12 protein-coding genes are annotated in these 12808 nt (G+C 66.2%); 3 read left to right on the top strand and 9 right to left on the bottom strand.

Annotated features, from left to right (window positions below):
• Positions 1–52: 52 nt before the first annotated feature.
• On the bottom strand, positions 53–1249 hold the full coding sequence (locus ASG77_RS18315) for a glycine C-acetyltransferase (RefSeq protein WP_056348200.1): 1197 nt from the start codon (positions 1247–1249) through the stop codon (positions 53–55).
• A gap of 8 nt (positions 1250–1257) precedes the next feature.
• Positions 1258–2304 carry an L-threonine 3-dehydrogenase gene (gene tdh, locus ASG77_RS18310; RefSeq protein ID WP_056348198.1) on the bottom strand — a complete coding sequence of 349 codons (1047 nt, stop codon included), beginning with the start codon at positions 2302–2304 and terminating at the stop codon, positions 1258–1260.
• A 136-nt stretch (positions 2305–2440) separates the two neighbouring features.
• On the opposite strand from tdh, the gene ASG77_RS18305 reads away from it, so the two are divergent.
• Positions 2441–3352 (top strand): LysR family transcriptional regulator, encoded by a 912-nt coding sequence (locus ASG77_RS18305; RefSeq protein ID WP_056348196.1) that lies wholly within the window; start codon positions 2441–2443, stop codon positions 3350–3352.
• Between the two features lie 56 nt (positions 3353–3408).
• Here the strand turns inward: ASG77_RS18305 and ASG77_RS18300 are convergent, their stop codons facing one another.
• From ASG77_RS18300 to ASG77_RS18280, 5 genes are all read right to left on the bottom strand, one after another.
• Positions 3409–4029 (bottom strand): hypothetical protein, encoded by a 621-nt coding sequence (locus ASG77_RS18300; RefSeq protein ID WP_056348193.1) that lies wholly within the window; start codon positions 4027–4029, stop codon positions 3409–3411.
• Between the two features lie 216 nt (positions 4030–4245).
• The gene (gatB, locus tag ASG77_RS18295) at positions 4246–5754 is read right to left on the bottom strand and encodes an Asp-tRNA(Asn)/Glu-tRNA(Gln) amidotransferase subunit GatB (RefSeq protein ID WP_056348191.1); all 1509 of its coding nucleotides are present in this window, start codon (positions 5752–5754) and stop codon (positions 4246–4248) included.
• Entirely contained in the window at positions 5754–7313 is a 1560-nt protein-coding gene (gene gatA / locus ASG77_RS18290) for an Asp-tRNA(Asn)/Glu-tRNA(Gln) amidotransferase subunit GatA (RefSeq protein WP_056348189.1), read from the bottom strand. Before gatA ends, gatB begins: the two co-directional genes overlap by 1 nt.
• Positions 7314–7316: 3 nt before the next feature.
• Positions 7317–7613, bottom strand: a complete 297-nt coding sequence (gatC, locus tag ASG77_RS18285) for an Asp-tRNA(Asn)/Glu-tRNA(Gln) amidotransferase subunit GatC (protein WP_056348187.1) — start codon at positions 7611–7613, stop codon at positions 7317–7319.
• 145 nt (positions 7614–7758) lie between these two features.
• A complete protein-coding gene (locus ASG77_RS18280; RefSeq protein WP_056348185.1) occupies positions 7759–9261 on the bottom strand; it encodes a CitMHS family transporter in 1503 nt (500 codons plus the stop codon).
• A gap of 164 nt (positions 9262–9425) precedes the next feature.
• Between ASG77_RS18280 and ASG77_RS18275 the strand changes: the two genes are divergently transcribed.
• The gene (locus tag ASG77_RS18275) at positions 9426–11186 is read left to right on the top strand and encodes a sensor histidine kinase (protein WP_056348183.1); all 1761 of its coding nucleotides are present in this window, start codon (positions 9426–9428) and stop codon (positions 11184–11186) included.
• Positions 11179–11841, top strand: coding sequence for a response regulator (locus tag ASG77_RS18270; protein WP_056348460.1), 663 nt, complete (start codon positions 11179–11181; stop codon positions 11839–11841). The genes ASG77_RS18275 and ASG77_RS18270 overlap by 8 nt, the downstream gene beginning before the upstream one ends.
• Positions 11842–11865: 24 nt before the next feature.
• On the opposite strand, the gene ASG77_RS18265 is transcribed toward ASG77_RS18270, so the two are convergent.
• Both ASG77_RS18265 and ASG77_RS18260 read right to left on the bottom strand, forming a co-directional pair.
• On the bottom strand, positions 11866–12249 hold the full coding sequence (locus ASG77_RS18265; protein WP_056348182.1) for a RidA family protein: 384 nt from the start codon (positions 12247–12249) through the stop codon (positions 11866–11868).
• A 38-nt stretch (positions 12250–12287) separates the two neighbouring features.
• Positions 12288–12800: a GNAT family N-acetyltransferase gene (locus ASG77_RS18260; RefSeq protein ID WP_056348181.1), complete on the bottom strand. Its 513-nt coding sequence runs from the start codon at positions 12798–12800 to the stop codon at positions 12288–12290.
• Positions 12801–12808: the final 8 nt, after the last annotated feature.

Here is a 12808-nt window from a genome sequence, read left to right as displayed (position 1 = left end):
GCGCCGGTCCTGCTCTGTAAGGTTTAGCCCGGCTGGGTTAAACCCGGCTGGGTTAGCCTGCTACCGCCGCACGGCTGGCGACGAACGCACGCACGCACGCTTCGACGTCGTCCGCTGAGTGAGACGCTGAAAGCTGCACACGGATCCGGGCGGCGCCGCGCGGGACCACCGGGAAGCTGAAGGCGGTGACAAAGACGCCGTGCTGGAGCATCTGGTCCGCCACCTTGGCGGCCATTACGGCGTCCCCGAACATCACGGGGACAATCGCGTGTTCGCCGTCGAGGAGTTCAAAACCTTCTTCGGTCATCCGGCGGCGGAACAGCCGGGCGTTCTCGAAGAGCCGGGTCCGCAGGTCACCGGAATTCTCCACCAGGTCAAGCGCCTTGATGGTGGCGGCGACGATCGCGGGGGCCAGGGAATTGGAGAACAGGTACGGGCGCGCTTTCTGGCGGAGCATGGCCACCACTTCACTGCGGCCGGACACATAGCCGCCGGACGCGCCGCCCAGGGCCTTGCCGAACGTTCCGGTGTAGATGTCCACGCGCTGGGACACGCCTGCGTGCTCGGGGGTTCCGGCACCGGTGGCACCCATAAAGCCGACGGCGTGGGAGTCGTCCACCATCACCAGGGCGTCGTGCTTCTCGGCGAGGTCGCAGATGGCCTCCAGCGGTGCCAGGTAGCCGTCCATGGAGAACACGCCGTCGGTGACGATGATCTTGCGCCGCGCATCCTTCGCTTCAAGGAGCTTGGCCTCGAGGTCCGCCATGTCCTGGTTGGCGTAGCGGAACCGCTGGGCCTTGCAGAGCCGGATGCCGTCGATGATGGAGGCGTGGTTGAGGGCATCGGAGATGATGGCGTCCTCGGGGCCGAAGAGGGATTCGAAGACCCCGCCGTTGGCATCAAAGCAGCTGGAGAACAGGATCGTGTCCTCGGTCCCGAGGAACCTGGAGACCCTGGCTTCCAGTTCAAGGTGCAGGTCCTGGGTGCCGCAGATGAAGCGGACGCTGGCCATGCCGAAGCCGCGTGAGTCCATGGCCGCTTTGGCCGCGGCGATGATGTCCGGGTGGTCCGCGAGGCCCAGGTAGTTGTTGGCGCAGAAGTTCAGGACGGTGGCGCCGGGTTGGCCGATCTGCCCTGCCGTGATGTGGCTGGACTGCGGGGAGTTGATGCTGCGTTCGGTCTTGAAGAGCCCGGCGGTACGGATGTCGTCCAGCTCAGTCTGCAGCTGGTCCTTGATGGAGGTGTACATGGTGCTCCTTAGAGTTCGGTCCAGTCGAGGACAACTTTTCCGCCGACGCCGGCGCGGGCGGTGGCGAAGCCTTTTTCCCATTCTGCGGCGGGCAGCTTGTCCGTCACTACAGCTGAGATGCCGGCGTGCAGCACGGGGTTGGAGGAGAGCATGGCGCTCATGGCGTACCACGTCTCATACATTTCCCGGCCGTAGATGCCCTTCAGGGTCAGCATGTGCGTGACCACTTTGCCCCAGTCGATGGTGATGTCCTGGCTGGGCAGTCCGAGCATGGCGATGCGGCCGCCGTGGTTCATGTTGTTGATCATCTCAGGCAGGGCGGTGGGGTGGCCGGACATTTCCATGCCGATGTCGAAACCCTCGCGCATCCCGAGTTCACGCTGGGCATCCTTGACGCGCGTGGTGGAGACGTCGATGGTGAGGTCCACGCCGAGCTGGCGTGCCAGCTCGAGCCGCGGCTGGGAGACATCGGTGATGGCGATCTTGCGTGCCCCGGCGTGGCGGGCCACCGCGATGGCCATCAGGCCGATGGGGCCTGCCCCGGTGATGAGCACGTCCTCGCCCACCAGCGGGAAGCTGAGGGCGGTGTGCACGGCGTTCCCGAACGGATCGAAGATGGCGCCCAGTTCCGGGGTGATGGAGGGGTCATGGTGAACCCAGACGTTGGTCTCCGGGATGACAACGTACTCGGCGAAGGCGCCGTCCCGCTGCACACCGACGCTGACGGTGTGGATGCACATCTGGCGGCGGCCTGCGCGGCAGTTCCTGCAGATCCCGCAGACCACGTGGCCTTCGCCGGATACCCGGTCCCCCACCTTGACGTCGCGGACGCCGTCGCCGATTTCCACTACTTCACCGTAAAATTCATGGCCCGCGATGAGCGGCGCCTGGATCATGCCCCGCGCCCAGGCATCCCAGGACTGGATGTGCAGGTCGGTGCCGCAGATCCCGGTGGTCATGACCCGGATCTTGACGTCGCTGGGGCCGGCCTCGGGCTCGGGCCGGTCAACCAGCTCGAACCCGGCGTGTGCACCGGACTTGTAGAGTGCCTTCATTGGCTTCCTGACTGTTGGCAGCAACCCGCGGCCTGCGGGTGTGGTCTCCCTATCATTAGAGCCACTTCGAAGCATTAGCACAAGCAGTATTCTCTCAATCGACGATGAAGTGATCGCTAATGCATAGACTGGACGGATGGAAATTCATCAGCTGGAAATCCTCCGCGAACTCGGAGCCCTGGGCAGCGTGAAAGCGGTGGCGGAGACGCTGATGGTCACGCCCTCCGCGGTGTCCCAGCAACTGGCACTGCTGCAGCGCAACGTAGACGTTCCGCTGACCCGGAAAGAGGGCCGCAACCTGGTGCTGACTGAGGCGGGCCAGGTGCTCGCCGACGCAGGTGCCGCCGTCGTCAGTGCCATGGCGGACGCCCGGACCGCGATCGGCGCCTATCACGGCTCGCCCGTTGGCCCCGTGACCATCAGCGGTTTCCACAGTGCGGGCCAGGCGCTGTTCGCGCCGCTTGCACGCATGCTGGACGCCCCCGGCCAGCCGCGGATCCAGCTTTCCGACGAGGACGTGGCGCAGCAGGACTTCCCGGCGCTGACGGCGCGGTACGACCTGGTGCTGGCGCACCGGATGGACCACAGCCCGCGCTGGCCGGAGGAGCGTGTTGCGGTGATTCCGCTGGCGCACGAACCGCTGGATGTTGCCTTGCCGGCTGACCATCGATTGGCCCGCCAAGGCACTGTCACCGCGGCCGACGTCGTGGGCGAACCTTGGGTGACCAGCCACACCGGATACTCCCCCGCCGACGTCCTGTCCGCCGTCGCGGCCGTCTCCAGCAAGGAACTGAACATCGTCCACCGGATCAACGACTACTCCACCGTGGCCGCGCTGGTGGCGGCGGGCGGTGTGGTGGGCCTGCTGCCGCGGCATACGGCGCGGCCCGTGCTCAACCCGGGCATTGTGCTGCGGCCGCTGGAGGGCATCAGCACCCGGCGGCGGATCGACATCCTGGCCCGACCGGAGAACCTGAAGCGCCGCTCGGTGATGATTGTGTGCGAGGCGCTGCAGGCGATCATGACCGGGCTGGTGGAACAGGGCTAACCCAACTGAGTAGCCGCAACTGTCGTTTTCAGGCTCAGAACGAAAGTTGGCGCTATTTACTTGGGGGCAAGCCGCTTGGCGTGGCCGAGGCCCTTGCCCCACCCGTGACCGTGCCCTTTGCCCAGGCCTTTTCCGTGGCCCGGACCCGTGCCTTCGACGATCTGCCGGGCGGTGGCGTTGTCACCGTTCTTCACACCGGAGACCCTGACGGCCTCACCCGTGGCGATTTCCGCGATGGTGACCTCTGACCGCTTCAGCCGTTTGCCGTCGTCGCCCGTTGCCGGCAAACCGTCCGCAGCCGGGGCGGGGAACTTGATAATCCTGGTCTCCGCGTTGACGGCGTAGGTCTGGGTGAAACCGTCCTCGCTCTTGACTGTGAGCGAGGTTTCGCTGACGGCCTCCACGGTGCCCTGCTGGGCCAGCACGGTTTCGAACGTCCCGTCCGCCTTCTTCACCACACTTTCACTGTGCAGGTGCTGCGGGCGCTGGGCCTTGGCCGGCTTCTGGTGGCCCTTGGCCTTGTCCGATTTCCCCGGCGCGGAGGCCGACGGCGACGGCGATGGCGATGGCGTGTCTGTGGCGGACCAGGCGATGGCCACACCCGTGCCGGTCAGCGCCAGCGCTATGACGCCGGCCAGCAAAGCCTTGCGGAATCTCAACGGTTCTTGGACCGACATGGCCATTCCTCCCACAGCACGGGCAGGGCTCCGGCGCCCTGGATCTTCAGTCTAGAACCGGCAGGCTCCGCTGAATACGCGTACTTTGCGGGCGGGAAGTGAGTACTTAAAGCCAAACTGGGTCGCAGTAGACGTCGTCATGAGCGCTCATAACGACGTTAACTGCGACCCAGTTGGGTTAAAACAGGTGGCTTAGCGCCTGGCTTGGCCTACGGCTCAGCCCTCAACTCCAAGCTTCGCGAGGATCAGCTCCTTGACGCGGCCGGCGTCGGCCTGCCCGCGGGTCGCCTTCATAACGCCGCCGACGATGGCGCCGATCGCCTGGAGTTTGCCGGCGCGGATCTTGTCCGCGACGTCCGGCTGCGCGGCGAGGGCGGCGTCGATGGCTTCCAGGAGGGGGCCGTCGTCGGAAACGACGGCGAGGCCGCGCTTCTCCACGATCTCCGCCGGGGTGCCTTCACCGGCGAGCACGCCGTCCAGGACTTCGGTGGCCATCTTGTTGTTGATCTTGCCGTCCTCGACCAGCCGGTTCAGCTCCACGATGGTGGCGGGCTGGACGCCCAGCTGGCCGGGATCGACGTCGGCGTTCTTGGCACGGCCAACGATCTCGCCCATCCACCACTTACGGGCCACGGTGGCTGTGGCGCCTGCGGCGATGGTTTCCTCGATCTCATCCATCACGCCGGCGTTGACGACGTCGCGGAATTCCAGGTCCGAGTAGCCCCAGTCCGACTGCAGCCGCTTGCGGCGGGCCGCCGGCGGCTCGGGCAGGGTGGCGCGGAGCTCCTCCACCCATTCGCGGGACGCCACGATCGGAACCAGGTCGGGCTCCGGGAAGTAGCGGTAGTCATCGGCGTCCGACTTGGGCCGGCCCGAGGTGGTGGTGCGCGTGTCCTCGTGCCAGTGGCGGGTTTCCTGGATGATCGGGTTGCCGGCATCCAGGACGGCTGCGTGCCGCTGGATCTCGTAGCGGACGGCGTGTTCGACGGCGCGCAGCGAGTTGACGTTCTTCGTTTCGGAGCGGATGCCGAAGCGTTCGCGGCCGTGCGGGCGCAGCGAAACGTTCGCGTCGCAGCGCACGTTGCCGCGTTCCATCTTCGCGTCCGACACACCAAGGTTCTTGACAATCTCCCGGACGGCGGCCACGTAGGCCTTGGCCAGCTCCGGGGCTCGGGAACCCGCACCCTCGATTGGCTTGGTGACAATCTCCACCAGCGGAACGCCGGAACGGTTGTAGTCCACCAGCGAGAAGTCGGCACCCTGGATGCGGCCGGCGGCCCCGCCCATGTGCGTCAGCTTGCCGGCGTCCTCTTCCATGTGGGCGCGCTCGATCTCCACGCGGAAGATGGTCCCGTCCGACAGTTCGATGTCCAGGTAGCCGTCGTACGCGATGGGGTCCTCGTACTGTGACGTCTGGAAGTTCTTGGGAGTGTCCGGATAGAAGTACTGCTTCCGGGCGAACGTGCAGGATTCCGCGATCTTGCAGTTCAGGGCAAGGCCGATCTTGATCGAGGACTCGATCGCGACCCTGTTCACTACCGGCAGCACGCCGGGCATGCCCAAGTCCACCTCGTTGACGTTGGTGTTCGGCTCATCGCCGAAGACGTTGGGCGCGGAGGAGAACATCTTGGACTTGGTGTTGAGTTCCACGTGGACCTCAAAACCCAGGACGGGATCGTACTTCTCCATGGCCTCTTCGAAGCTCAGGGTTGCGTCCATGCTCATTATTTTGCCTCCTTGGCGTCAACAAGGGTCTCAACCAACGGCGGCGCCTTGTCCAGGAGCGGGCCGCCCCACTGTGCCTCAAGCAGGGATTCCAGGACAGCACCCACCCGGTAGAGCCGGGCATCCTCGCGGGCCGGAGCCAGCAGCTGGATGCCGACGGGAAGGCCGTCCTCGTCCGCCAGGCCGCCGGGCAGGGTCAGCCCGGGCACGCCGGCCAGGTTGGCGGGGATGGTGGCGACGTCGTTGAGGTACATCGCCAGCGGGTCATGCAGTTTCTCCCCGAGCTTGAACGCCGTGGTGGGCGCCGTGGGAGAGATCAGGACGTCGGCCTGCGCGAACGCGGCCTCGAAGTCGCGCTGCACCAGGGTGCGCACCTTCTGGGCCGACCCGTAGTACGCGTCGTAGTAGCCGGCGCTCAGGGCATAGGTGCCCAGGATGATGCGGCGCTTGACTTCGTCGCCGAAGCCGGCGGCGCGCGTGGCTCCCATAACGCGTTCGATGGTCATGGGTCCGTCCTCGGGGAGGACACGCAGGCCGTACCGGACGCCGTCGAACTTTGCCAGGTTGGAGGAGGCCTCCGACGGCATGATCAGGTAGTAGGCCCCGAGGGCGTACCGGAAGTTGGGGCAGGACACCTCAACAATTTGCGCACCGGCCTGCTTCAGCAGTTCCAGGGATTCGTTGAAGCGGTTCTCGACGCCGGCCTGGTAGCCCTCGCCGTGGAGTTCCTTGATGATGCCGATCCGCATGCCTTCGACATTGCCCACGCGGGCAGCGGCGACGAGGTCTTCCAGGGGATCGGGCAGGGAGGTGGAGTCAAAGGGATCATGCCCGCCGATGACCTGGTGCAGCAGTGCCGAGTCCAGGACGGTACGGGACACCGGGCCGATCTGGTCCAGCGAGGAAGCCATGGCGATGGCACCGTAACGGGAAACACCGCCGTAGGTGGGCTTGACTCCCACGGTGCCGGTGACGGCGCCGGGCTGGCGGATGGATCCGCCGGTGTCCGTGCCGAGGGCCAGCGGGGCCTCAAAAGCAGCAACGGCCGCAGCCGAACCGCCGCCGGAGCCCCCGGGGATCCGGTCCAGGTCCCACGGGTTGCGGGTGGGGCCGTAGGCGGAGTGCTCGGTGGAGGAACCCATGGCGAATTCGTCCAGGTTGGTCTTCCCCAGGATGGGCATTTTTGCGGCACGGAGACGCTTGACCACCGTGGCGTCGTAGGGGCTGTGCCAGCCCTCGAGGATCTTGGAGCCTGCCGTGGTGGGCTGGCCGATGGTGACGATGAGGTCCTTGACCGCGATCGGCACGCCGGCGAGTACGTGGAGTTCCTCGGCCGCGGCGCCGCCGGCGGCACGGATGGCGTCCACCTCGGCGGCGACGGCGAGCGCTTCTTCGGTGTTGACGTGCAGGAACGCGTTCACGCCGCGTTCGCCGCCGTCGACAGCTGCGATCCGGTCCAGGTAAGCCTGCGTGACCTCGACGGAGGTGACCTCGCCGGCGGCCAGCATGCCGGCCAGCTGCGCGGCGGACAGGCGGATGAGTTCGTTGGTGTCAGTCATTGGTTATGCCTCATCCAGGATTGCCGGGACCTTGAAACGGTTCTCATCGGAATCCGGAGCCCCCGAGAGTGCCTGCTCCGCGGTGAATGTGTGGCCCACAACGTCCTCGCGGAACACGTTGGTCAGCGGGATCGGGTGGGAGGTTGCCGGGACGTCATCACCGGCGGCTTCGCTCACGGACTTCACTGAATCAACGATGACGGCGAGTTCGCCGGCCATCCTGTCCAGCTCTTCAGCACTCATCTCGATGTGAGCGAGCTGCGCGAGGTGCGCAACATCGTCACGGTTGATCGCAGCCATGGATCTCCCCTGCAGGTTCGGATTGTTTTCCGAACCAGTCTAGTGGGGAAACGTCAGTGCCCGTCTGACGACCCCCAGCGGGCATCAGACGGGCACCTCGGTGCCGTGGTCCCGGTCACGGGGACCGGCCACAGGCAGCTACAGACTAACCGATCCCGATGGCTCCCGTCAGCATTCCCACACCCAACATGACGAGGGAAACCACTGCGGTGCGCCACAGGACCTTCTTGTGGTGGTCGCCCAGGTCCACCTTGGCCAGCGAAACGAGCAAGAGGATGGCCGGAACCAGCGGGCTCTGCAGGTGGAACGGCTGGCCGGTGATGGAGGCACGCGCCATCTCGGCGGCGCTGATTCCGTAGTGCGCGGCGGTCTCGCTGAGCACGGGCAGGACGCCGAAGTAGAAGGCGTCGTTGCTCATGAAGAACGTCATCGGGATGCTGAGCACGCCGGTGATCACTGCCATGAAGGGGCCCATGTCGGAAGGGATGATCTGGACCAGCCACGCGGACATCGCTTCCACCATGCCGGTGCCCTTGAGGACACCCGTCAGGACTGCCGCTGCCATCACCATGCTGACCACTGCCACGATGGACGGTGCGTGGGCGATCAGTTGCGCGCCCTGCTCCTTGACCCTGGGGAAGTTCACCATCAGGGCGATGGCCGAGCCGACCATAAAGACGAACGGCAGCGGCACAAGGTCTGCCACCAGCATCACCATCACGGCGACCGTCAGGACAAGGTTGAACCAGGACAGTTTCGGGCGGAGCGTGGAGCGGTTGGGGTCCAGGGCGGTATCGGCAAGCCCGCCGTCCTGTTCTTCCACCAGCCTTTCGGTGCGTTCCAGGACAGCCACTGACGAACCTTCCGGAGAGTAGCCGCCGACGGCGGGACTTCCGGTTCCGGGCGTACGTGACCCACTGCGGCCGGTACCGGCGGAGGCAGCGGCGGTGCCGCCGTCGGAAGTGCCGCCGGTGAACTTTTCAGCAGTGAACGGCTCTGCCGTGTCCGGCGTTCCCCAGATTTCCGGTGCGATGGCGCGGAGGCGGTTGCGTTCCTGCAGGCCCAGCAGCCAGGCGAAGCCGAAGACCACTACCAGGCCGGCGATGAGGGACGGGATCATGGGGACAAAAACGTCGTTGACGTCCAGCTTGAGGGCGGTGGCGGCGCGGGCCGTGGGACCGCCCCACGGCAGGATGTTCATGGTGCCGTTGGCCAGGCCGGCCACGCAGGTCAGGACCACCGGGCTCATCTTCAGGCGGAGGTAGACCGGCAGCATGGCTGCGGTGGTGAGGATGAAGGTGGTGGAGCCGTCGCCGTCCAGGGACACAGCGGCCGCCAGGATGGCAGTGCCGAGGACCACCTTGGCTGGGTCGTTGCCCAGCTTGCGGAGGATGAACTTCACCAGCGGGTCAAAGAGCCCGACGTCGATCATCAGGCCGAAGTAGATGATGGCGAACATCAGCAGGGCTGCGGTGGACGTCATGGACTTCATCGAGTCCAGTACCATGTCCCCGATGCCAAGACCGGCGCCTGCAAACAGGCCAAAAACGGTGGGGACGATGATCAGCGCCAGCACTGGCGTCAACTTCTTCGTCATGATCAGCACCATGAATACCGCGATCATGGCGAATCCAAGTAATACCAGCACGGCCGGCTCCTTCGTGTGAACGGCGACACTACGGTGTGACGCGTGCTACAGACGTTATAGTGGCGGACGTCACCGCCGTGCCTTTGGCTCATTTGATTGGCATACTGCTTATTCGAAGCATTTTGCGCATTGTGCTCACGCCAATACCTGAGGAAGGGAGAACCATGCCGCGTTCTGCACGCACACCGCCTTTGCGGTTCTCCACGCAGACCCTCCTCCTTCAGCTGGGCGTGGTCCTGCTGGTGGTGCTGCTCAGCGCCGCCGTCCACGCCTGGCTGACCTACGAACGGGTGGGCCGCGAGGCGGAAAACCAGGCCCTGACGCTCGCCCGCGCCGTCGCCGCGGATCCTTCCGTGCAGGCTGACGTGCTGGCCATCAGCGCGGGCGCGGGCACTCCCCCGCCCGCCGTGCTCCTCGCCGGGCCGCTGATGGCAGCCGCCGAGGCGATCCGGACCCGTACCGGGGCACTGTTTGTGGTGATCACCGACGAAACAGGCCTGCGCCTGGCGCACCCGGATCCGGACCGGCTGGGTGAGAAGGTCAGCACCGACCCGTCGCAGGCCCTCGCCGGCCAGGAGGTCACCACCAGGAACACCGGGACACTGGGCCCGTCTGCCGGCGCCAAGGTTCCTGTTTACGCGCCCGGCACTGGCACGGGCACCGTTGTCGGGGAGGTCAGCGTGGGCTACTCCATGGAGAGCGTGGGTCAGAGCGTTTCGCGCGACGTCGGACCCGTAGGGCTGACCGCAGGCGGTTCCCTGTTGGCGGGCGTGCTGGCCTCGTTCCTGCTGCGGCGCCGTCTCCAGCGCCTGACGCTGGGCCTGGAGCCTGAGGAAATCAGCATGCTGGTCCACGACCAGATTGCCGTTTTGCAGGGCGTGGACGACGGCGTCATCGGCGTTTCGGCCGACGGCAGGATCAGCGTGTTCAACGCAGCGGCGCAGCGCCTTTTGGAGCAGCCGGACCTTTCCGGGACGCCGTGGGCGGACGCTCCGGTGCCTGAACAGCTCAGGGCCCTGACGCGGCCGGACGCTGCAGAGGCGGACGCCATTGTGCTGGTGGCTGGCGGCAGCGTCCTGGTGGCCAGCGCCCGCAAGGCCCTGCATCGAAGTGAGGACCTGGGGTGGGTGGTGATGCTCCGGGACCGCACCGAACTCCAGCAGCTCACCCGGCAGCTCGACGCCGTGGGCACCATGTCCACGGCCCTGCGCGCCCAGCGCCACGAATTCGCCAACCAGCTGCACACTATCGCCGGCCTCATGAGCATCGGGCAGCACCAACAGGCCCGCGAGTACCTGACCGGGCTGGCCGCCACGGGGCCGCTGAAGTTCCCGGTGGACCAGGCGGAACTGTTGCAGGACCCGTACCTGCAGGCCTTTGTGGGTGCCAAAGGTGTGGAGGCCGATGAGCGCGGTGTGACGCTGCGGATCGGCCCCGAAACCCTGGTCCGCGGCCAGGTCACCGAGCCGCAGGACGTGACCACCGTACTGGGCAACCTGATCGACAACGCGGTGAACGCCGCCGTCGCTGGCTCCTCCCCGGATCGCTGGGTGGAGCTGGAGGTGCTGGATGAACCGCACGACGACGGCGGGACGCTGCACATCGTCGTCGCCGATTCCGGCGACGGGCTGGCCGCCGGGACGAATGCGGAAGCGGTCTTCGCCGAGGGATTTACGACGGCGGCTGGCCCAGTGGTGCCGGCTCCGGCGGCTGCCGGTGGACGGAGTGGCGGACAGGGGCTGGGCCTGGCCCTGGCCCGGAAGCTGGCCAGGCGCCGCGGCGGGGACGTCCGCTTGCTGGAGCCGGGGACACCAGGCGGACCCGGTGCCGTGTTTATGGCTTCCCTGCCACGCACAACGGCCGGGACCACCGCCGGGACACCTGCGGGGACCCAGGATTTAGCTGGAAAGGACAATGATGCCTGAGGACTTCAGGGTGCTGATTGTGGACGACGATTTCCACGTGGCCAAGCTGCACGCAACGTATGTGGATTCGGTGGCGGGATTCCTGGCCCTGGCGCCGGTGGGGTCGGCATCCATGGCGCTGCAGGCGATCCACAGCCTCCGCCCGGACCTGGTGCTGCTGGATGTCTACCTGCCGGACGCCTCAGGCCTCGACCTGCTGCAGCAGCTGGACGTGGACACCATGATCCTCAGTGCCGCATCGGACGCCGAGTCGCTGCGGAAAGCGTTCCGCCGCGGCGCCCTCGGGTACCTGTTGAAGCCCTTTACCGCCGAGTCGCTCTCGCAGCAGCTACGTTCGTATGCCCGGTACCGCAGGCTGCTTGGCCAGCCCGGGGCCCTGGACCAGGGCTCCGTGGAGCGGGCCAAACGGGCGCTGATCCCGGGGGACGGGACGCCGGCGGCCAAACCCCGCTCCGCCACCGAGGCCGCGGTGTTGGAATCGCTGGTTGCCGGCGAACAGTATTCGGCGGTGGAGGTGGCCACCCGCGTGGGGGTTTCCCGGGCCACGGCGCAAAGGTACCTGTCCTCGCTGGCCGACGACGGCGCCGTCGACATCCAACTGCGTTACGGAACCACCGGACGCCCGGAGCACCGCTACAGCCTCCCGGCCCAGTAGCTGCACCCCCTTGAGCGAGGCCTGCTAGCCGGCGCTCTTCTGGGCCACGAGCTCAATTTCGACGAGCATCTTCGGGTCAAGGAACGGCAGGACGTGCACGAGGGCAAGCGTGGGGCGGATCTCGCCGAAGACTTCGCCGTGGGCGCGGCCGGCCTCTTCCCATTTGCTGATGTCCGTCAGGTACAGCTTGGACTGGACCACGTCTTCGAAGCTGAAGCCGGCATCGGCCAGGACCACGCCGAGCTTCTGCAGGACGTACTGGGTCTGCGTGTAGAAGTCCTCGCCCACGATGCCGTCCTCGCCGCTGGCGGCCGTGGCGGAAATGTAGAGCGTGTTGTCCACCTGGACGGCGCGGGAGTAGCCGAGGGTCTGCTCCCAGACGGAGCCGGTGCCGAATGTTTTACGCATGGTGGGCCTTTCAGTGCCGAAAACGAGTCGGCACCACTTTAGGTTGGCTGGACGTCAAGCCGGTAAACCAGCAGCTTTATGTCGGTGCCCGGAATCAGCCAGTCACGCTCGGGGACTCGTTTGAAGCCTGTCTTCCGGTAGAGGCCATGGGCGCTCTCCCAGGTCCCGCCGGTGGTGAGGGCCACGCCCGTGATCCCCTCCAGCGATTTCGCATGCGCAATGATGGCTTCCACCATGGCCTTGCCTGCGCCGCTGCGCTGAACCGCCGGATCCACCACCAGCATCCGGAACTCCAGCTCATCCGGCAGGGCGATGTCGGCGAACGGTTCACCTGCCAGTGCCAGCGTCACGGAACCCACCACTTGCCGGTCCCGCTCGGCCACCCAGATCGTGGCCTTCGCGGCACGTGCGGCAACATCCTGGATCTGCTGCATATAGGGATGGTCCGCGCTGTCGAAATACCCTGCTGCCAGGTACGAGTCCACGGTGATCCTGGCGATGGCCTGGAAGTCTGCCTCAACGGCCGGTCGGATGGTTATTTGCGATTGCACCTGACAAT

Source organism: Arthrobacter sp. Soil762, from assembly GCF_001428335.1.
Classification (GTDB): Bacteria; Actinomycetota; Actinomycetes; order Actinomycetales; family Micrococcaceae; genus Arthrobacter.
Note: the sequence above shows the minus strand (reverse complement) of the source record. Positions and strands in the feature narration are given on the sequence as shown.

Excerpts from the sequence above, each read along its gene's own strand:
- ASG77_RS18315 (WP_056348200.1), bottom strand. The coding sequence starts at position 1,249 with ATGTACACCTCCATCAAGGACCAGCTGCAGACTGAGCTGGACGACATC.
- tdh (WP_056348198.1), bottom strand. The coding sequence starts at position 2,304 with ATGAAGGCACTCTACAAGTCCGGTGCACACGCCGGGTTCGAGCTGGTT.
- ASG77_RS18305 (WP_056348196.1), top strand. The coding sequence starts at position 2,441 with ATGGAAATTCATCAGCTGGAAATCCTCCGCGAACTCGGAGCCCTGGGC.
- ASG77_RS18300 (WP_056348193.1), bottom strand. The coding sequence starts at position 4,029 with ATGTCGGTCCAAGAACCGTTGAGATTCCGCAAGGCTTTGCTGGCCGGC.
- gatB (WP_056348191.1), bottom strand. The coding sequence starts at position 5,754 with ATGAGCATGGACGCAACCCTGAGCTTCGAAGAGGCCATGGAGAAGTAC.
- gatA (WP_056348189.1), bottom strand. The coding sequence starts at position 7,313 with ATGACTGACACCAACGAACTCATCCGCCTGTCCGCCGCGCAGCTGGCC.
- gatC (WP_056348187.1), bottom strand. The coding sequence starts at position 7,613 with ATGGCTGCGATCAACCGTGACGATGTTGCGCACCTCGCGCAGCTCGCT.
- ASG77_RS18275 (WP_056348183.1), top strand. The coding sequence starts at position 9,426 with ATGCCGCGTTCTGCACGCACACCGCCTTTGCGGTTCTCCACGCAGACC.
- ASG77_RS18270 (WP_056348460.1), top strand. The coding sequence starts at position 11,179 with ATGCCTGAGGACTTCAGGGTGCTGATTGTGGACGACGATTTCCACGTG.
- ASG77_RS18265 (WP_056348182.1), bottom strand. The coding sequence starts at position 12,249 with ATGCGTAAAACATTCGGCACCGGCTCCGTCTGGGAGCAGACCCTCGGC.